We start from the raw sequence: 19,276 nt of genomic DNA, 5'->3' as shown, positions 1-19,276 counted from the left end.
GTGCCAGCAGCCGCTTGACCAGAAGCCGAAATCAGTGACAAACCAGCCCATCGATCAGGCACTCTCGCCCGGGCGGCATCAGCTCGGAATGGTGGGCGCGATCAGATCGGAATAGGTGGGCGGCATCGTCGGAATCCGCATCCGAGCAGCTTAAGGCGTCCGGCTAAATTGAATAGGCCGGAAAACAAATCAATCTCGTGGATGGCTGGCCTGCACTATCTCGCCGCGCTGTCCCAGCGCTCCCAACGCACGAAAAACACCGCTGGATTGGCCCGAGGCACGAGAACCCCGTTTCGGGGGTTTTCCGTCAGGGTGCAAACGGCCCGCCTTCTATCTTGCGTTGTTCGCTCTCCAGCCGCTCGACTTCGCGCTCCAGCACGTCCCGGATAAACGCTGCGCGGCGTTGACGCCCGACGAGCTTGTCAATCCGTTCGCCCAGACCTTCCGGCAAACGGACGTTGGTCGATTTCACGTTGAGCGGCGGCCTTCCCATAGTCGCGTCGTAACCGCGCATCCTGCCCGTTCAATCAGAAGCTGAGTAAGCGGCACCGCTTATTGAATATTCCCTGCCTTTAGTGATATAAGCGGTGCCGCTTATTGCCCCTGAGCGTCCTGAGGCGCCTCGGCACAGTGAAGAGGAAAGGCAGACCCATGACTTCACGCGGTACCTTCTTGAGTGATTCGGGGGGCGGAGCGTCGCGCCGCGCTCTGCTGCGGGGGCTGGCGGCAGCGCCGGTTATGGTTCCGGCGATCGTGTCGCCCTGGGGCGAGGGGCTGGCGTCGCTTCACGCGGACTATGGCGACGATCCGGCCGCGATCGTCCGAACTAAAGAGCGGCGAGCCTTGAGCCGCCGCCGCTATCATGTCGCCGAGGGATTCTTTCCCGCCGAGCATGAACGGGCGGATTGGCGCGGCTATCTGTATCGGGCCGGGATCACCGCCCAGCTCGCTTTGTCCTCTCATTTGCTGGACGTGGGTTTTGCTGATGACTGGTGCGCCCGTCATATCGGCCTGCGTGTCGCGAAATCGCTCGCCTACGCGAATGCGACCGGATTGGGGCACGACTGCCCCGACATGGCGCGGCTGGCGGTTGTCCTCACACCCTATTGGCGATGGAACCAAGTGCGGCTCTTTGGTGAGCCGGAACCCGATGACGATGGACTGACAGCCCCGCAGGTTCATGCGCTGCTCCGCGCCCTGCTGGACGGTGTGCGGGACGTAACCGGCCATCCGCGCCCGCGAGGGCGGCGCAGTTGATGCCATAGCCATGACGGACGACCGGCACGGCAGAATGAAAGTGGCCGGTCCCCTGCTGTTGTCGGCGCTGGCCCACATTGCACTGTTGGTGCCGCTCTCGATTCCCGGTTGCTCGATTCCGCAGCCGCCGGATGAGCAACCGGAACAGCCGGAAGAGATCGACGCTTTGACAGTCGATTTGTTGGACGAGTTTCCGCCTCCGCCGAGCAAGCCGCCGCACCTCGCAGGCGAGATATGCGATCCCAACGCTCCCGCCGAATATCAGTATTTCGATATAAAGCCCGGCCCAACAATCGATCGGATACGTCAGGCCGCTGACCCCCACTTTCGCGAGATAATCATGGCAACGGATTCCGTGACGGGAAAGCGATCACGCGCGTTGCAGGGCTGGTTCAGACCATTTGATGCCGTGCGGCTGCTGGCAGGGGATGCAGGCCTATGCGCCATCGATTTGAGGGAGGGCGTCGGCATCAATTACTGTCACGGATCACACGTCCTTTTCCGCAGATCGAACGAGGCGTGGATGCGGCAGGAATGGGAGCCGACGGATTGCACGACACCAAAGCCCGCGCCGTTGCAGAAGCCAGCCGCCGCCTAGCTATTGCGGATGGCGTTTATCTCGCTTCCGCGCAATGATGACCGCAATATTATGGCGACGGGGGCAAACGGAATAATGGAAATAGATGATCGCGCGCGGAACGGCTCTGATCGCAGGATCGCATTGCTGATCGACGCGGACAATGTGCCGCATAGCAAGATTGCCGACATGCTGGCGGAGCTTTCCAAATATGGCACCGCCAACATTCGGCGCGCCTATGGCGATTGGGCGAGCGCGGGCCTCAAAAACTGGAAAGACAAGCTGCACGATTTTGCGATCCGGCCCATTCAGCAGTTCAGCTATTCGACCGGCAAGAACGCCACCGACATTGCGCTGGTGATCGACGCCATGGAATTGCTCTACACGCAGGAACTGGACGCCTTCTGCCTCGCGTCGAGCGATGCGGATTTCACGCCGTTGGTGATGCAGCTCAAGGCCAACGGACATGAGGTCTATGGTTTCGGCGAACGCAAGACGCCCGCGCCGTTCGTGAACGCCTGCACCGCCTTCCTCTATCTCGACACATTAGACGAACCGCTTGCAGCCGCCGCACCGATGGAACCCGCGACAAAGCCCAAAGCCAAGACCAAAGCGGAAGATAAGGCAAAACCCGCACCCGCCGCGAAGCCAGCGGGCAAGCCGCTGTCGCAAGACACCAAGCTTGTCACCATATTGCGCGGCGCCGTCGAGGCCACAGCCCGCGAGGACGGTTGGGCCGCGATGTCAGCGGCTGGACTTGCCGCACGGCGGCAAGCTCCGATCGATCCTCGCAATTATGGTGTGAGGAATTTTACGACGCTGTTCGAGGCGACGGGGCTGTTCGACATAGCCCGCGTCGAGAATGGCAAGAGCTATGTCGCCGACAAGCGCAACAAGGACCGAACGCCGCAACCGAGCCGATAGGCGGGGTCAGTTATTCCTCGCCTCCTGTTCCGCCTCGAACGCACGCTTGCCCTTGCGTTGCCATAACGCCAGCGCGTTGGCGCGTTCGTCGCCTTGCAGTTTGCCCGCGACCGCGAGGAACGCGCCGTAGAGGGCAGCGCGATCATCGTCGGTCAGATCGACCAGCCCCGCCTTGACGACGAGGCCGCCGAGTTCGATCAGGTGCCGCGTTCGCTCGCGCCGTTTCATTACCCATTCCCGCGTGTCGGTTCTTGCCTTACTTGCTTCAATGCGATGCCGCGACGCCTTCGAGCGGCAGAGCGCTCTCCGGCTGGCGTTCAGATCGCGGCGCAGGCTTACGTTGCTTGCCGCGAAAGAACGCAGCGCCCGCCTTGCGCCAGCCCTCCCGTTTCGCGGCGTCCTTGGTGGCGACAGCATCGAGCAACGCCCCGGCCAATAGTTCAGCGTCTAACGCGTCAGCGCCGGTCGCAATGACGAGTTCGCCAAGCTGGCGTGTGCGTCGTTCCTTGATCGCCTTGGCCTTGTCGGCAAGCGCCTTGAGTTCCGAATCAAAATCACGGGGTTTGCGCATCGTAAAGTCTCCATTGAGTGACGATGCAGCCATGTTAGAAGAAGCGCGCCTCTAGCGCAGTAGAGTCGCCGGGACAGTCTGACACCGCCTAGTCCCTGCTCGGAATTTATTCGAGGAGGGCGCGCTTATACGTCGTGCCGACGTCCGCTTAGTGGCGTAGATGGATTGCCGTCATGGCAATCTTTCACTTCTCCGCGAAAGTCATCGGGCGCACCGCCGGGCGCAGCGCCGTCGCCGCTGCCGCCTATCGCGCGGGCGAGCGGCTGCACGACGAGCGGCTGGATCGCGACCATGATTTCCGCGCCAAGTCGGGGGTCGAGCATAGCGAGATCATGCTGCCCGATGGCGCGCCCGAACGCCTGTTGGATCGCGTGACACTTTGGAACGAAGTCGAGGCGGTGGAGGTCCGCAAGGACGCGCAACTCGCCCGCGAAGTGGAGTTCGCCATCCCGCGCGAGATGAGCAAGGCCGATGGCATCGAGTTGGCCCGTGATTTTGTGCAAGCCGAGTTCGTCGATCGCGGGATGATCGCGGATTTGAATGTGCATTGGGACATCGGTGCGGACGGCATGGCGAAGCCGCACGCCCATGTCATGCTCACCATGCGCGAGGTCGGCGAAGACGGTTTCGGCGCCAAGGTCCGCGACTGGAACCGCACCGAACTGGTCGAGCAATGGCGCGAGCGATGGGCCGACCATGTGAATACGCGCCTTGCCGAACTCGATATCGAAGCGCGCATCGATCATCGCAGTTTGAAGGCACAGGGCATCGACCTTGAGCCACAAGACAAGATCGGCCCCGCAGCGACGCGCATGGGTGAGCGCGGTCTTGAGTCCGAGCGTATCGAGGATCATCGCGCCACCGCGCAGCGGAACGGCGAACGCATCATCGCGGAACCGCGCATCGCCTTGGACGCGATCACGCACCATCAGGCGACGTTCACGCGGCGCGACATGGCGATGTTCGTGCATCGCCACACAGACGGAAAGGACCAATATGATCGGGCGATGAGCGCGGTTCGCGGTTCGCCCGACTTGATCGAACTCGGCAAGGACGGGCGCGGTGAAGATCGGTTCACGTCGCGCGAGATGATCGAGACCGAGCAGCGGTTGCAGCGCGCCAGCGAGTTGATGGCCGAGCGCGAGCGGCATCGTGTCAGCGAGAGCGACCGGGAGGGCGCGCTTCGCGCGGCGGCGGCGCGTGGGCTGGACCTGTCGGGCGAACAGCGCGCGGCGTTCGACCATGCGAGCGATGGCAGGGACTTGAGCGTCGTCGTCGGCTACGCCGGGACCGGCAAGAGCGCGATGCTGGGCGTGGCGCGCGAAGCATGGGAGAACAGCGGCTTCGAAGTGCGTGGGGCGGCGCTGTCGGGCATCGCGGCGGAGGGGTTGGAGAATGGTTCGGGCATCGCGTCGCGGACGATCGCCAGCATGGAACATGGCTGGTCGCAGGGGCGCGAAATGCTCGGCCCGCGCGATGTTCTCGTCATCGACGAGGCCGGCATGGTCGGCACGCGCCAGATGGAGCGGGTGCTGTCCCATGCCGCCGATGCCGGCGCCAAGGTCGTGCTGGTTGGCGACCCGCAGCAATTGCAGGCGATCGAGGCGGGCGCGGCATTCCGCGGGGTTTACGAACGGCATGGCGGCGTCGAGATTACCGAGGTCCGTCGTCAGAACGAAGGCTGGCAGCAGGATGCGACCCGGCATCTTGCGACCGGTCGAACCGGCGAGGCGATCCATGCCTATGTCGAGCGCGGCATGGTGCATGCGGCCGACACGCGCGAAGCGGTGCGCGGCGCGCTTGTTGAACGGTGGGATCGCGAGCGCATCGCCGCGCCCGATCAATCGCGCATCATCCTCACCCACACCAATGCCGAGGTGCGCGAGCTCAACGAGGCGGCGCGCGACCGGATGCGTACGGGCGGCGAGCTCGGCGATGACGTATTGGTGAAGGCTGAGCGTGGCGACCGCACCTTTGCATCCGGTGACCGTGTCATGTTCTTGCGCAACGAGCGCAGCCTGGAGGTGAAGAACGGCACGCTGGGGACGGTCGAGCGGGTTAGCCAGCAGAGCATGACCGTCCGCACCGATGACGGGCGCAGCGTCGCGTTCGACACCAAAGATTATGCCCATGTCGATCATGGTTATGCGGCGACGATCCACAAGGCGCAGGGGATGACCGTGGACCGCAGCCATGTCCTCGCCACCCCCGGCATGGACAGCCACGGCGCCTATGTCAGCCTGTCTCGTCACCGCGAGGGTATGGCGCTTCATTATGCCCGCGACGACTTCAAGGATGATGCCCGCCTTGTCCGCACCCTATCGCGTGAACGCACCAAGGATATGGCGAGCGACTATGCCAAGGCCGATCCGGCGCGCGACTTCGCCGAGCGGCGCGGGATCGGCATTCGCGAACGGGTCGCAGAGATCGTCCGTACCGGGAAGGAAAAGGCGCGCGGGATCTTCGAGGGCTTGCGTCTCTCGCGACCCGGTCAGCAGCGCGAGCCAGGCATGTTCGCGGGGTTCCGTCCGCCCGAACGGACGGGCGAGCAGGCGAAGGCCGAGCCAGCCTATGCCACCGGCCAACGCCGCGCCGTCGAACGCTATGCCCGCGCGGTCGATGACATCGCCCGGATGCGCGATCGGGGCTTGCCGATGCTGCCCCACCAGCATGACGCCCTGAACCGCGCAGGAGAGGCACTGGACGCGATGCGGCCTCAATCCTCCACTGACCTAGGAAACGCCTTCCAGCGCCAGCCAGAGCTGATCCACGAGGCCGCACAGGGTCGAGGTCAGGCCGCGGTGCGTGCGATGAACAAGGAAGCAGAACTGCGCGCCGATCCGTTCCAACGCGCCGACCGCTTTGTCGAGGGCTGGCAGCAGCTCCGGCAGGCGCACGACGACTTGCGTCGCGACGGGGATTTCCGGGGCGCGAAGCGCGTCGGGCAGGAAATGGCGGGCATGGCGAAGAGCCTCGAACGCGACGCGCAGGTCGAATCGCTGCTGCGCGGACGCACTCGGGAATTGGGCATCGATGCGGCCATGGGCCGCAGCGTGGCGCGCGATCTCGCGGACTCGGTGCCGTTCGATCACGGACGCAACCTTGGCATGAGCCGATAGGAGGAAGACATGAACAACGACAGACAGCTACCCCGACTGCCCTATGACGAGCCGGACCCTGATCCGGCGACGCGAGCCTTTACCCGCCTTGAAGGCGAAATGGCCATGATGCGCCGTGCGGTCGAACATCTCGCCACCGAGAAATCCGAGATCGACATTCCAGATTACAGCAAGACGCTGGGAGAGATGGCCAACCGGCTTGTCTCCATCGAGCGCCAGCCCGCCATGCAGATGACTCCGGAGGACTTCGAGGCGCGGATGACGGCGGCGGCGGCGCGCGCGCGACGCGACGACGAGGTCTTGATTGTGGCTGCGAAGCGGGAGCGTGGCGAGGCCATCCGCGATCTGCGGACGATTATCGGCACGGCCAACACCATCTACGAGCAAAAGCGACTCCGCTGGTGGTACGTCGGCGGCGGCTTGCTTGCCGGGTGCCTCCTGTGGTCCGCGCTTCCCGGCTTTGTCGCGCGCATCCTACCGACAAGCTGGCACCTGCCGGAACGCATCGCCGCGCGCACCGTTCGTGAGCCGACCCTATGGGACGCCGGAACCCGGCTGATGCAGGCCGGGAACCCCGAAGGCTGGCAGGCTATCGTTGACGCCGCCGACATGCGACAGGCGAACCGAGATGCCATCGACGCTTGCTTACAGCGGGCCACCAAGGTCAAGCAGCCGGTGCGGTGCACGATAAGGGTGAGGTATCGGCAACCTTGATCGGAGCCGTGCACGGGACAAGCCTGGCGATGGCGGCGTTAGTGCACTGACAATCCGCGCGGACCACGCGGTGGGGGGCTGGTCAATCATCCCGTCAACCACGTCGGAAAATCTCATGTCTTGGACCGCCGTGGCCTGAAAACACGGGTTACGATGCTCTCGCAAAAAGGGATATGGACATAGAGCGCGACCGGGCGCTGCGACATTGACCGGGATCAACGGCGGCGGATTTTCAGCAACAACGCTTCGACTCTACCGATTTGCCGCGACGCTCGGTGACCGCGTGACACGCCTTGGCGCAGTCGCGCCGCTCCGCAGGGTCGGCAGGGTCGCCCGGCAGCAGCATCCGATGCGCCGCGCCGCCGCATGCCCGGAGTGTCAGCACGCGCGCCTCGACCGCGACGGGCGGCTGCATCAGCGCTGCCGCGCCCAGCATCAGGACGACATGGCGCGCGGTCATCGCGCGTCCTCTTCCTCATCCTCGACGAAGATGCGCAGCGCCGCACCGTCGAGATCGTCGAACTGCCCGCCCCGCAGCGACCAGAAAAAGGCGGCGAGCCCGATGAGGCCGAGCCCAAGCGCGACCGGGATCAGGACGAGCAGGCCATTCATCGCGCTGCCCCCTTCAACCGCAGCGCGTTGCCGACGACGATCAGCGACGATCCCGACATGGCGATAGCCGCGACCAGCGGCGTCACATGCCCCATGAAAGCAAGCGGCACCGCGACGATATTATAGCCGATCGCGAGCGCGAAATTCTGCCGCACGATCGCCTGTGTCCGCCGCGCGACGCGGATTGCCTGCGCGACCGGCATCAACCGGTCACCGAGGAAGATGCAGTCGGCGGCATTCTTGCCCGCGTCGCTCGCCGAACCCGGCGCGATCGAGGCATGGCCCGCCGCGAGCGCGGGACCGTCGTTGAGGCCGTCGCCGATCATCAGCACCTTGTGCCCCGCCGCCGCCTGCCGCGCGATGGCGGCGAGCTTGTCCTGAGGGCTCATGCCGGTCTGGGCGGTCAGCCCGAGCACGCGCGCGACCGGCGCGACGGCGGCGGCGCGGTCGCCCGACAGGATGCCTGGCGCAACGCCCGCCTGCTCCAGCGCGGCGATCGTGTCGGCGGCATCGGGGCGCAGCGCGTCGGCGAAGCGGACGGTCATCGCCGGCGCGCCATTGATCGCGAGTTGGGTCGCGAGCGTGCTGTGGGCGGTGGGCTGCGCGGGGCGGCCCAGCGTCACCATGCGCCCTTCCCACTGTGCCTCGACCCCGAAGCCGGGCGTTTCGCGGATCGCCTCGACCGCGAGCGGGGTCACGCCTGCCGCGGTTAGGTCGCGGGTCAGCGCTTCGCTGAGCGGATGGCGGCTGGCGCGTGCCAGCGCGAGCAGCAGGGCGCGGACGGTCGCGTCCGCCCCGTCCAGATTGGTCGCGACCGGGCGGCCCAGCGTCAGCGTTCCCGTCTTGTCGATCATCGCGCGGTCGACCTCGGCCAGCCGTTCGAGCGCCGCCCCGTCCTTCACCAGCACCCCGACGCGCATCAGCGCGCCCGCTGCGACGATCTGCGCCGCCGGCACCGCGAGGCCGAGCGCGCAGGGGCAGGTGATGATCAGCACCGCGACCGCGATCAGCAGGCTGTGATGCCAGCCCGCGCCGACGATCATCCACCCCGCGAAAGCGAGCAGGGCGAGCGTGTGGACGGCAGGCGCATAATAGCGCGCGGCACGGTCGGCGATGCGGACATAGCGCGACTTGCCCTGCGCCGCCTCGCCCATCAGGCGCGCAATATCGGCGATCGCGGTGTCGGCGCCCGCGGCGGTCACCCGGACGCGGATCGGCGCCTCCACGTTCAGCGTTCCCGCGTGAACCGGGTCGCCGAGCGAGACCTCCTGCGGCGCGCTTTCGCCGGTCAGCAGCGACAGGTCGATCCGGCTGGCGCCGCCCGCGACGACGCCGTCCGCTGACAAGCGCTCGCCCGCCGCGACGAGCATGACCATGCCGGGCTGAAGCGCGGTGGCATCGACCCAGCGGCTCGTCTCGTCGGCGCCCGCCACCATCGCGCCGGTGCCCATGTTGCGGAGCAGCGCGGTCACCCCGCCGCGCGCGCGGTCGCGCATCACGCTGTCGAGCCAGCGGCCGCAAAGCAGGAAGAAAAGCAGCATCACCACGCCATCGAAATAGGCGTGCGGGCCGTGCGTCGCGGTTTCATAGAGGCTGAGCGCGGTCGCGATCAGCACCCCGATGCTGATCGGCACGTCCATGTTGGTGCGGCCGTGGCGCACCGCGCGCCACGCCGAGCGAAAGAAGCTGCGCCCGGCATAGGCCACGGTCGGCAGCGCGATCGCCGCCGACAACCAGTGGAAGAGGTCGCGCGTCGCGCCGCTCGCGCCCGACCAGACCGACACCGACAACAGCATGATGTTCATCATCGCGAAACCCGCGACCGCGACCGCGCGCAGCAACGCGCGACTGTCGGACGCGCCGCCATCGACTTCGGCCGGACCGTCGCCGATCGGATGCGCCTCGAACCCGAGCAGCGAAAAGGCGCCGATCAGTTCGGGCGTTTCGGCGTCGGGGGTGCAGGAAATATGCACGCGCTTTTCGGTGAAATTGACACGCGCCGCCGCGATCCGCCGGTCGCGCACCAGCCCCTGCTCCAGCTTGGCGATGCAGCCAGCGCAGCGGATGTCGGGCACCGCGAAATCGCGCTCGACGAGCAGGGAAGCGGCCTGGGTCATTTGAGGTCGATCCGGTAGCGGGCCTCGTCGGCGCCGCGATGCACCGACAGGTCGAGCTGCCAGCGCCCGGCGGGCAAGGCTTCGAGCGAGCGCAGCGCGCCGTCCGCCGCGGCGACGAAGCGCATCGCGCGCGCGGGCGCGCGGCCGAGCGGGTGGCGAAGCGTCGCGACGATGCGCAGCCCCTCCACGGGGGCACCGTCCTTGCGAACGATCAGCCGGACATGGCGCTCCTCGTTGACCGTGACGCTCTTGTCCCAGCCGAGCCGGTCCTGCGCGTCGGCGCGCGCGAGCCATTCGTTGTAATGCTGGCTCGCGACATAGCTGTTGTCGACGACGGTGCCGCCGAAGGTCGACAGCGCGAAGCTCGCCATCACCATGTTGACGCCGATGACGGTGCCGAAGAAGGCGACGAGGATCATCGCCGCATGGCGTCCGGTGAAGGCTTTGCGCTCGCGCTTGTCGGTCATGGTTCGGTCCCCGGCCGGTCGAACTGGATGGTCTCGCGGTCGCCGCGCGGATCGTCGTCGAGCGCGCGCACCGCGATGGTGAAATCCTGCCGCGCCGGTCCCGCGCCGGGGGCGACGACGAACAGCCGCGCGCTCGTCACGCTGTCAGGCGCCAGCGGCATGTGCAGGCTCTGCCGCGCCGTTTCGCGCGATCCGCCGTCGATCCACAATCGCGCCTCGGGCAGGCCGCTGACGCTGATTTCGACCCGACGCGGGCGAAGCTCCATATTGCGCAGCTTCAGCGTGTAATTGTTGCGGATCGCGCCGTCGGACAACTGGACGTAAAGCGGGCTGCGCTCGTGCTGGACGGCCAGGTCGAGCCGGGTGCGCTGGCCGAGGGTGAAGAGCATCGCCAGCCCGATCGCACCCCACAGGCCGAAATAGAACAGGGTGCGCGGGCGGAAGAGCGTCTTGCGGATCGGCGGCGCGACCCCGCCCGCCATTTCGGTCGCGGCGTCGTCGAGGGTGCAATAGTCGATCAGCCCGCGCGGCCGCCCGACCTGCGCCATCACGCTGTCGCAGGCGTCGATGCACAGCGCGCAGGTGATGCAGCCGATCTGCGGCCCCTGCCGGATGTCGATCCCCGTCGGGCACACCGCGACGCACTGGTTGCAGTCGATGCAGTCGCCGAAGGCGCCGGGGTGGGCCATCGCCTTCTTGACGCTGCCGCGCGGTTCGCCGCGCCAGTCCTTATAGGTCACGAGCAGCGATTTTTCGTCCATCATCGCGGTCTGGATGCGCGGCCAGGGGCACATATAGATGCACACCTGCTCGCGCATGAAGCCGCCGAGGATGAAGGTCGTCGCGGTCAGCACGGCGACGGTGCCATAGGCTACCGGCGCCGCCTGCCCGGTCCAGAAATCCTGCGTCAGCGTCGGTGCGTCGGCGAAATACATGATCCACGCGCCGCCGGTCCAGAAGGCGATGACAAGGTAGATCAGATATTTGAGCCCGCGTTTTGCGACCTTCTCGAAGGTCCAGGGTCCGTTCCCCAGCCGGATCTGTGCGTTGCGGTCGCCGTCGACCAGCCGGTCGACGTGCTGGAACAGGTCGGTCCACACCGTCTGCGGACAGGCATAGCCGCACCAGGCGCGCCCCACCGCGCTGGTGACGAGGAACAGGCCGATCCCCGCCATGATCAGCAGGCCCGCGACATAATAGAATTCATGCGGCCAGATTTCGATCTGGAACATGTAGAAGCGCCGGTTCGCGAGGTCGACGAGCACCGCCTGATCGGGCGCATAGGGACCGCGATCCCAGCGAATCCACGGCGTGCCGTAATAGATCGCCAGCGTCACCGCCATGATCGCCCATTTGAAGCGGCGGAAGAAGCCGTTCACCGCTTTCGGGTAAACGCCCTTCCGCGCCTCGTAGAGCGCGGGGTGGGTCAGGTCTTCAGGGCTTGCCATCGGCTTTCGGCCCTTCGGGCGCGGGAGCGGGCTTTTCGCCGCCACCGAGCGAATAGACATAGGCGGCGAGCATCTTGATCGTCACCGGGTCGAGCCGCTCGCCCCAGCGCGGCATGACGCCGTTGCGCGGCTGGGTGATCGTCGCGGTCAGGCTGGCGCGGTCGCCGCCATAGAGCCAGACCGCGTCGGTCAGCTTCGCCGCACCGACCTGCCGCCCGCCTTCGCCACCCGCGCCGTGACAGACCGCGCAATTGTCCGCGAACAGCGTCGCGCCGCGGGCCGACGAGGCGCCCGGCTTTTCCTGCCGGCTGATCGTGCGGACGAAGCTGACGACATCGGAAATCTGCGCCGCGTTCAGGATGCCGTCGCGACCGAAGGCGGGCATCAGGCTGGTACGCGTTTCCTTGTGATCGGGATTCCGGATGCCGTGGGTGATCGTATAGTCGATGGTGGCAAGGTCGCCGCCCCACAGCCAGTCGTCGTCGGTCAGGCTCGGATAGAGCGTCTTCACCCCCGCGCCGCCCGCGCCGTGGCACTGGACGCAATGGACGCGAAAGGCGGCCGCCCCGCCCTGCACCGCCGCCTGCATCAGCTCGGGCTTCGCGGGCAAATCGGCAATCGGCGTTGCGGCGATCGCATTCATCACCGGTGCGCGGCGCGCCGCGTCGGCCCGCATCTCTGCTTCGAGCTGGCCGCGGCTGGTCCAGCCGAGCACCCCCTCGGTCGCGCCATGGACCATCGGCCAGGCGGGGTAGAGGATGACATAGGCGATGCCCCAGACGATCGTCGCATAGAGCGACCACAGCCACCAGCGCGGCATCGGCGTGTCGAGTTCCTCGATGCCGTCCCATTCGTGGCCGGACGTGCTCGTACCGGTCACTTCGTCGATGCGCTTATGATCGGCCATTGTCGTCGTCCTTGAAGATCATGTTCGCCGCTTCGTCGTGATGATGGCGCGCGCCCTTGCGAAAGGGCCAGGCGATGAAGAGGAGGAACATCGCCACCATGACGATCAGCCCCCAGCTGTCGGCGAAATGCCGCACCTCGTCATAAGTCATCGCGACGCCCCCGATGCGACGGCGGGCACATGCGCCTGCTCCTGCGGCGCCGCCTTCTCGACATCGACAAGCGTGCCGAGCATCTGGAGATAGGCGATCAACGCGTCCATTTCGGTCACGCGGGCGGGGTCGCCGTCGAAATCGCGCACCTGCGCCTTGGGATAGCGCGTGACGAGATCGCCCGCGCCCGCATCGGGATCGGCCTGCGCGCGGATGTCGTCGTTCGCCTTGCCGATATCCTGTTTGGTATAGGGAACGCCGACGCGCGAGAGCGCGGTCAGGTCGCGCGTCATGTCGCCCGCCTCGAGATCGCGATCGGCGAGGAAGGCGTAGCCGGGCATGATTGATTCGGGCACGACGCTGCGCGGATCGATCAGATGCGCCTTGTGCCATTCATCCGAATAGCGACCGCCGACGCGGGCAAGGTCCGGCCCAGTCCGCTTCGATCCCCACTGGAACGGATGGTCGTACATGCTCTCGGCCGCCAGGCTGTAATGACCATAGCGTTCGACCTCGTCGCGGAACGGGCGGATCATCTGGCTGTGGCAGGTGTAGCAGCCTTCGCGCATGTAAATGTTGCGCCCCGCCAGCTCGAGCGGCGTATAGGGCCGCATCCCGTCGACCTTCTCGATCGTGTTGTCGATCCAGAACAGCGGCGCAATCTCGACGATGCCGCCGATCGCGACGGCGATCAGCGAAAAGAAGCCGAGCAGGCTGACATTGCGTTCGAGCTTCTTGTGGCTGAAGCGCTTTTCGGCGGGTTGGGTAGCCATTTGCCTTGGCTCCTTATTCGGCAGGAACGGGCGCCAGCGGGCGATCCGCGGCGGCGTTGTGGGGCGTTTCGGTCATGGGCTTTTCCTCGCGGACCCGGCCCGCGAGCGTCGCCCAGACGTTGAACACGAGCAGCAGGAAGCCAGCGAGATACATCGCCCCGCCCGCGGCGCGAATCAGATACATCGGGTGCATCGCCGCGACGGTTTCGGCAAAGCTGTAGACGAGGTAGCCGTCGGCGCCATATTCGCGCCACATCAGCCCCTGCATGATGCCCGCGACCCACATCGAGGCGGCGTAGAAGACGATCCCCAGCGTCGCGAGCCAGAAGTGCCAGTTGACCATGCGCAGCGAATAGAGGCGTGGGCGTCCCCACAGGCGCGGCACCAGATAATAGACCGCGGCGAAGGTGATCATCCCGTTCCAGCCGAGCGCCCCGGCGTGGACGTGCGCGATCGTCCATTCGGTATAGTGGCTGAGGCTGTTGAACGCCTTCACCGACAGCATCGGCCCCTCGAAGGTCGCCATGCCATAGAAGGCGAGCGCGACGACCATCATGCGGATGATCGGGTCGGTGCGGATCTTGTCCCACGCGCCGTTCAGCGTCATCAGGCCGTTGATCATGCCGCCCCAGCTCGGCATCCACAGCACGACCGAAAATACCATGCCCAGCGTCTGCGCCCAGTCGGGCAGCGCAGTATAATGGAGATGGTGTGGTCCGGCCCAGATGTAGAGGAAGATCAGCGACCAGAAGTGGAGGATCGACAGGCGATAGCTGTAGATCGGCCGTTCCGCCTGCTTGGGCACGAAATAATACATCATCGCGAGGAAGGGCACGGTCAGGAAGAAAGCGACCGCATTATGCCCGTACCACCATTGCGTCAGCGCATCCTGCACCCCGGCGAAGGCCGAATAGCTCTTCGACCCGAAGATCGTCGCCGGCACCGCCAGATTGTTGACGATGTGGAGCATCGCGATGGTGACGATGAAACTCAGATAGAACCAGTTGGCGACATAGATATGCGGCTCGCGGCGCTTGACGATCGTGCCGACGAAGACGACGAAATAGACGATCCAGACGATCGTCAGCCACAGATCGACATACCATTCGGGCTCGGCATATTCGCGCGCGCCAGTGACCCCCATCAGATATCCGGTGGCGGCGAGAACCAGGAAGAGCTGATAACCCCAGAAGACGAAGCGGGCGGCGCCGGGAAAGGCGAGCCGCGCGCGGCAAGTGCGCTGCACGACATAGAAGCTCGTCGCGATCAGCGCATTGCCGCCAAAGGCAAAGACAACCGCCGACGTGTGGAGCGGGCGCAGCCGTCCGAAGCTGGTATATTCAATCTCGAGATTGAGCGCCGGAAAGGCGAGTTGCAACGCGATATAGAGGCCGACCGCCAGTCCCGCGACGCCCCAGAATATGGTCGCGATTACGCCCCAGCGCACCGGGTCGTCGTCGTAGGCTCCCTGGTCGGCAGGCATCTTCAGCAATCCGCGCGCCATCCCCGCATAATCGGCGCGTGAGACGCGGAACCACAGCGCGATCATACAGGTGATCGCGATGATAATCATATGAACCGCAAAGGGCGTGTCGACGGCCAGCGCCGCAAAGACCAGCGCCACCAAGGCGAGTCCTAGCCAGCCACCTGCTTTTAAAACCAGATCGTCCATCGTCGCGAATCCCTGTTCTGCGTCGCTCCCTCGCTCGCGCTCATGATCGTCCATCACCGCACCAGCGGTCTTGAACAATGCCTAGATCAACGAGCAACGTCCAGCAGGGACACTGGGGCAATTTGTCCCAGTGTCCGGTCCGGCAGCCCGCAACAGGCCCATATCCAAGGTTTTCTGCCATAAACTGATGCTCGGCCCGCGATAGCTTCCATCGCCGGGCGGCCATTGATCGCGACCTCACGGCGCGACGGCAAGTCGAGCAGACCTTTGGCGCGCATCCAAGTGAGCCGGCGACTCGTCGTTTCGATCGTCAGCCTCAATATGTCGGGGATATGTTCGCGTCCGTTGCGTCGTCCTCTTCCTAGAGCAAATTGAGGCTCGAACAGATGGCCTGGTTACGGACAGCGCAGGATTCACAATCGGTGTCCGATCCGCCATAATCGACTGCGACAATGGTGGGAACGGATGATGGCCCCATATGCGCTCCGCTCAAACTGCGGGAGCCCGCCGCACCGCCATCGGGACATAGGCGATCAGGAACAGCAGGAAAGCCGCCGCCCAAAGCGCGCCGGCGAGCGCGATGACCGCCAAATAATCGAACGGCAGCAACGGCGCGATCACGCGCAGCAGCGCGCCCGAATGAGCCAGAATATAGATGAAGATGGTCGCGCGGTCAGCCTTCAGGGGGCGCCCGGTGTGCCCCCGCGTCGCGCGCGTCATCACCGCCAGCGTCATCGCCCCCATCGCCCCGGCGCCGAGCGCGTGAACGGCGCTCGACACGGGCAGGAACGGAGACAGCATCGCGCCCCCCAGCAGGATGAGCCCGACCGGCAACCAAGCATAGGAAAGATGGAGGACAAAGACGATCGGATCGCCGAGCGCCTTCAATCCCGCCCAGCGCGCGAGGCGGACCACCTGAAGGGCACCCGCCGCGATCAACAACCCCGCCGCGATCGGGCTTTCGGGACCGACGACCCACGCCGCGAGCGCGAGCGCGGTCGATCCGATCACGACCATGTCGAAATGGTTCGGCATGGTCGGTAGGCCTTCTGCGGCACCCTGCCGTACCAGCCAATTACGCGTAAAAGCGGGGGTGATGCGACCGCCGATGAGCGCGATCAGCAGCAGGATCAGCGCGAAGCCCAGGCGCATCCCGAGCATCGGGTCGGCAAGCGCGCCCATCATCGCGGCATGGTCGACTGCGGAAGCGGCGGCGAACAGAAAGAGGATAAGCAAGATCGGCTTGTTATGATTGCCCGACGCGAAAATCTCGCGCGCCGCATAGGCGAGGAGGATGAGCAGATAAAGGCTGTCGAGCGCCGCGCCGAGCAGCGGCGGCACCGTCGCCGAAAACAGGATCGCCAGCCGCGCCGCCAGCCATAGGCCGACCACCGCGGCGACGCGCCACCCGGTCACCGTCGGGCGCCCCGTCCAGTTGGGCATGGCGGCGCTGACGAAGCCGCCGATGATCGCGCCCAGATAGCCGAACAGCATCTCATGCTGGTGCCAAGCGAGCGGCGCCATCGCAGTCGGCATCGTCCAACGATCGGCGAACGCGCCGACCCACAGGACCACGACGAGCGCCGCCCATAATGCGCCGCAAGCGAAGAGCAGTCGATAGCCGCCGCGCAGCCAGAGCGGCGATTCCCCCACGGTCCCCGAACCGCTGGTGCCCCCGGCCGTATGTCGGCCCATCGTCACCCTCGCGCACCCTTGCGCCACAGGCCGAGGATTACAACCTGCCATGCGACCGCGACCGCGCCGACGATGAACACCACGTCGCCGAAGGTGCGGACCCAGCGTAAAGTTTCTAGGAAGTCTTGCTGAAGGAACTCGTCGCTGCGCGCATACCACATGCCGGTGGTCACGCTCGCCTCGAACTGGAACAGGCCGACTGGCAGCAGGCTGGTGAAGATCATCAGCACCAGCCCCGCGTTGAGCCCCCAGAAGCTGAGGCGCATCAGCCGCTCGCTGAACCCGATCTCGGGCCGGATATAGCGCAGCACCAGCAGCGTGAAGCCGAGCGCGAGGAAACCATAGACCCCGAACAGCGCCGCATGGGCATGGACCGCGGTGGTGTTCAGCCCCTGGAGATAGAAGAGCGCAACCGGGGTGTTGATCATAAAGCCAAAGACCCCGGCGCCTAGCATGTTCCAGAAAGCGACCGCGACGAAGCACATAAGCGGCCAGCGCAGCGGGCGCATCCATGGCGCGCGGTCGCGCAGGCTCCAATGCTCCCACGCCTCATATCCCAGCACGATCAGCGGCACGACTTCCAGCGCGCTGAACGCGGCGCCGACCGCCATCACCGGGGTCGTCGTCCCCGAGAAATAAAGGTGGTGGAAGGTGCCCGGAACCCCGCCGACCATGAACAGCGAGGCCGAGGCAAGGCAGGCCGCGGTCGCGATCCGCTTCGACACCAGCCCCATCGACACAAAGACAAAAGCAATCGCTGTCGTCGCGAACACCTCGAAAATGCCTTCGACCCACAGGTGGACAACCCACCAGCGCCAATATTCCATGATCGTGATATGGGTGCGCTCGCCATAGAAGAGGCCCGAGCCGTAGAAGAGCCCGATCGCGACGGTCGAGACGGTGAGCAGCAGGAGCAGGCTCCGGTCTCCCCCCTTCTCGCGCCGCAGCGCCGGCATCATGCAGCGCAGCATCAGCACCAGCCAGACGAGCAGCCCGGCGAACAGCGCGAACTGCCAGACGCGACCGAGGTCGAGAAATTCATAGCCCTGATGCCCGAGCCAGAATCCGAGCCCGTCCGGCATTTCCTGCGCGATCGACAGGTAGTTGCCGCCGAACGATCCGACCACGACAAGGACGAGCGCCCAGAACAACAGATCGACCCCCAGCTTCTGATGCTTGGGATCGCCGCCGTGGATCACCGGCGCAAGAAACAGCCCGGCAGCGAGGAAAGCGGTGGCGATCCACAGCACCGCGCTCTGCACATGCCAGGTGCGGGTCAGCGCATAAGGAAACCACTGCGAAACATCGATGCCGTAAAAGCTTTGCCCCTCGATCGTGTAATGCGCGGTGAAGCCGCCGATGAACACCTGAAAGACGAACAGCGCGAGCACCACGAACAGATATTTGCCGAGCGCTCGCTGCGACGGGGTCAGCGCCGCGAGCGTTAGCGGATCCTTGTCGGCGGCGACGAGCGGCGTGTCGTCGTGGCGGCGCAGGAACGCCCAGCCCCAGATCAGCGACCCGACGCCCGCGATCAGGATGACGACGCAGGCGAGCGACCACAGGATATTCTCGGGCGTCGGCTGGTTGCCGATCAGCGGTTCGGGCGGCCAGTTGTTGGTATAAGTGGCAACCGTCCCCGGCCGCTCGGTCGACGCGGCCCACGCGGTCCAGAAGAAGAAATCGGTCAGCTTCTGCCGCTTCTCCGCGCTCGGCAGCGTCGCGTCCTTCATCGCGTAATTGTCGCGCGTCGCGCGCAGCGCCGGGTCGCTGCCATACAAGCGGTCATAATGATCGGCGGTCTGAGCGATCGCACGCGCGCGCCGATCCGACACCATCACTGCCTCGGTTGCAGGGTCGAGGCTGTTGTGCCGATATTCCTGCTTCAACCGATAGGTGAGCGCCGCCTTCTGCTCGATGGCGAGGTCGTCGAACGGCTTGCCATATGTCTCTTCGGCGGCAAGGCTCAGCCAAGCGGTCAGTTCGCGGTGCAGCCAGTCAGCCGACCAGTCGGGGGCCTGATAGGCGCCGTGCCCCCAGATCGACCCGAGCTGCATCCCGCCCGTGCTCTGCCATGCGGCCTGCCCCGCCATGATGTCCTCGCGGGTCATCAGCACCTCGCCCGAGGCGCTGACGACCTTGGCCGGGATCGGCGGCGCATTGCGATAAACCTCGACCCCCGAAATGCCGAGAATCGCGAAGGTCACCGTCAGGACCGCGATCAACGTCCACCAGAGTTTGCGATATGCGCCCATGAGAACCCCCTGTCGTT

The 19,276-nt window shown here is 65.5% G+C and carries 19 protein-coding genes; 5 read left to right on the top strand and 14 right to left on the bottom strand.

The window, feature by feature from the left end:
- Positions 1-307: 307 nt before the first annotated feature.
- A complete protein-coding gene (locus JNM03_RS11815) occupies positions 308-514 on the bottom strand; it encodes a hypothetical protein (RefSeq protein WP_294036810.1) in 207 nt (68 codons plus the stop codon).
- A gap of 137 nt (positions 515-651) precedes the next feature.
- On the opposite strand from JNM03_RS11815, the gene JNM03_RS11810 reads away from it, so the two are divergent.
- From JNM03_RS11810 to JNM03_RS11800, 3 genes are all read left to right on the top strand, one after another.
- The gene (locus JNM03_RS11810; protein WP_294036808.1) at positions 652-1,257 is read left to right on the top strand and encodes a hypothetical protein; all 606 of its coding nucleotides are present in this window, start codon (positions 652-654) and stop codon (positions 1,255-1,257) included.
- Positions 1,258-1,267: 10 nt separating this feature from the next.
- On the top strand, positions 1,268-1,855 hold the full coding sequence (locus tag JNM03_RS11805) for a hypothetical protein (RefSeq protein WP_294036807.1): 588 nt from the start codon (positions 1,268-1,270) through the stop codon (positions 1,853-1,855).
- Positions 1,856-1,978: 123 nt separating this feature from the next.
- Positions 1,979-2,758 (top strand): NYN domain-containing protein, encoded by a 780-nt coding sequence (locus JNM03_RS11800; RefSeq protein WP_294036806.1) that lies wholly within the window; start codon positions 1,979-1,981, stop codon positions 2,756-2,758.
- Positions 2,759-2,764: 6 nt separating this feature from the next.
- On the opposite strand, the gene JNM03_RS11795 is transcribed toward JNM03_RS11800, so the two are convergent.
- A complete protein-coding gene (locus JNM03_RS11795; protein ID WP_294036805.1) occupies positions 2,765-2,986 on the bottom strand; it encodes a conjugal transfer protein TraD in 222 nt (73 codons plus the stop codon).
- Between the two features lie 37 nt (positions 2,987-3,023).
- On the bottom strand, positions 3,024-3,329 hold the full coding sequence (locus JNM03_RS11790; RefSeq protein ID WP_294036804.1) for a conjugal transfer protein TraD: 306 nt from the start codon (positions 3,327-3,329) through the stop codon (positions 3,024-3,026).
- A 173-nt stretch (positions 3,330-3,502) separates the two neighbouring features.
- Between JNM03_RS11790 and traA the strand changes: the two genes are divergently transcribed.
- Both traA and JNM03_RS11780 read left to right on the top strand, forming a co-directional pair.
- A complete protein-coding gene (gene traA / locus JNM03_RS11785; protein ID WP_204994263.1) occupies positions 3,503-6,448 on the top strand; it encodes a Ti-type conjugative transfer relaxase TraA in 2,946 nt (981 codons plus the stop codon).
- Positions 6,449-6,457: 9 nt separating this feature from the next.
- On the top strand, positions 6,458-7,162 hold the full coding sequence (locus tag JNM03_RS11780) for a DUF6118 family protein (protein ID WP_204994264.1): 705 nt from the start codon (positions 6,458-6,460) through the stop codon (positions 7,160-7,162).
- Between the two features lie 232 nt (positions 7,163-7,394).
- Here the strand turns inward: JNM03_RS11780 and JNM03_RS11775 are convergent, their stop codons facing one another.
- From JNM03_RS11775 to JNM03_RS11725, 11 genes are all read right to left on the bottom strand, one after another.
- Positions 7,395-7,622 (bottom strand): hypothetical protein, encoded by a 228-nt coding sequence (locus JNM03_RS11775; RefSeq protein ID WP_204994265.1) that lies wholly within the window; start codon positions 7,620-7,622, stop codon positions 7,395-7,397.
- Positions 7,619-7,774 carry a cbb3-type cytochrome oxidase assembly protein CcoS gene (ccoS, locus tag JNM03_RS11770; protein ID WP_095386789.1) on the bottom strand — a complete coding sequence of 52 codons (156 nt, stop codon included), beginning with the start codon at positions 7,772-7,774 and terminating at the stop codon, positions 7,619-7,621. The genes JNM03_RS11775 and ccoS overlap by 4 nt, the downstream gene beginning before the upstream one ends.
- Positions 7,771-9,891 carry a heavy metal translocating P-type ATPase gene (locus JNM03_RS11765; RefSeq protein WP_294036801.1) on the bottom strand — a complete coding sequence of 707 codons (2,121 nt, stop codon included), beginning with the start codon at positions 9,889-9,891 and terminating at the stop codon, positions 7,771-7,773. The genes ccoS and JNM03_RS11765 overlap by 4 nt, the downstream gene beginning before the upstream one ends.
- Positions 9,888-10,358: a FixH family protein gene (locus JNM03_RS11760; RefSeq protein WP_204994267.1), complete on the bottom strand. Its 471-nt coding sequence runs from the start codon at positions 10,356-10,358 to the stop codon at positions 9,888-9,890. The genes JNM03_RS11765 and JNM03_RS11760 overlap by 4 nt, the downstream gene beginning before the upstream one ends.
- Positions 10,355-11,806, bottom strand: coding sequence for a cytochrome c oxidase accessory protein CcoG (ccoG, locus tag JNM03_RS11755; protein WP_294036800.1), 1,452 nt, complete (start codon positions 11,804-11,806; stop codon positions 10,355-10,357). The genes JNM03_RS11760 and ccoG overlap by 4 nt, the downstream gene beginning before the upstream one ends.
- Entirely contained in the window at positions 11,793-12,713 is a 921-nt protein-coding gene (gene ccoP / locus JNM03_RS11750) for a cytochrome-c oxidase, cbb3-type subunit III (RefSeq protein ID WP_294036798.1), read from the bottom strand. The genes ccoG and ccoP overlap by 14 nt, the downstream gene beginning before the upstream one ends.
- The gene (locus JNM03_RS11745) at positions 12,700-12,864 is read right to left on the bottom strand and encodes a cbb3-type cytochrome c oxidase subunit 3 (RefSeq protein WP_204994270.1); all 165 of its coding nucleotides are present in this window, start codon (positions 12,862-12,864) and stop codon (positions 12,700-12,702) included. Before JNM03_RS11745 ends, ccoP begins: the two co-directional genes overlap by 14 nt.
- Positions 12,861-13,637, bottom strand: a complete 777-nt coding sequence (gene ccoO, locus JNM03_RS11740; RefSeq protein ID WP_204994271.1) for a cytochrome-c oxidase, cbb3-type subunit II — start codon at positions 13,635-13,637, stop codon at positions 12,861-12,863. Before ccoO ends, JNM03_RS11745 begins: the two co-directional genes overlap by 4 nt.
- A gap of 13 nt (positions 13,638-13,650) precedes the next feature.
- On the bottom strand, positions 13,651-15,309 hold the full coding sequence (gene ccoN, locus JNM03_RS11735) for a cytochrome-c oxidase, cbb3-type subunit I (RefSeq protein WP_294036813.1): 1,659 nt from the start codon (positions 15,307-15,309) through the stop codon (positions 13,651-13,653).
- A 489-nt stretch (positions 15,310-15,798) separates the two neighbouring features.
- Positions 15,799-17,004, bottom strand: a complete 1,206-nt coding sequence (locus JNM03_RS11730) for an NnrS family protein (RefSeq protein ID WP_204994272.1) — start codon at positions 17,002-17,004, stop codon at positions 15,799-15,801.
- Between the two features lie 2 nt (positions 17,005-17,006).
- Positions 17,007-19,259: a nitric-oxide reductase large subunit gene (locus JNM03_RS11725; RefSeq protein WP_204994273.1), complete on the bottom strand. Its 2,253-nt coding sequence runs from the start codon at positions 19,257-19,259 to the stop codon at positions 17,007-17,009.
- Between the last annotated feature and the right edge of the window lie 17 nt (positions 19,260-19,276).

Origin of the sequence: Sphingopyxis sp., from assembly GCF_016793825.1 — a bacterium.
GTDB lineage: Bacteria > Pseudomonadota > Alphaproteobacteria > Sphingomonadales > Sphingomonadaceae > Sphingopyxis.
This window is presented reverse-complemented; position numbering and strand designations above follow the sequence as displayed.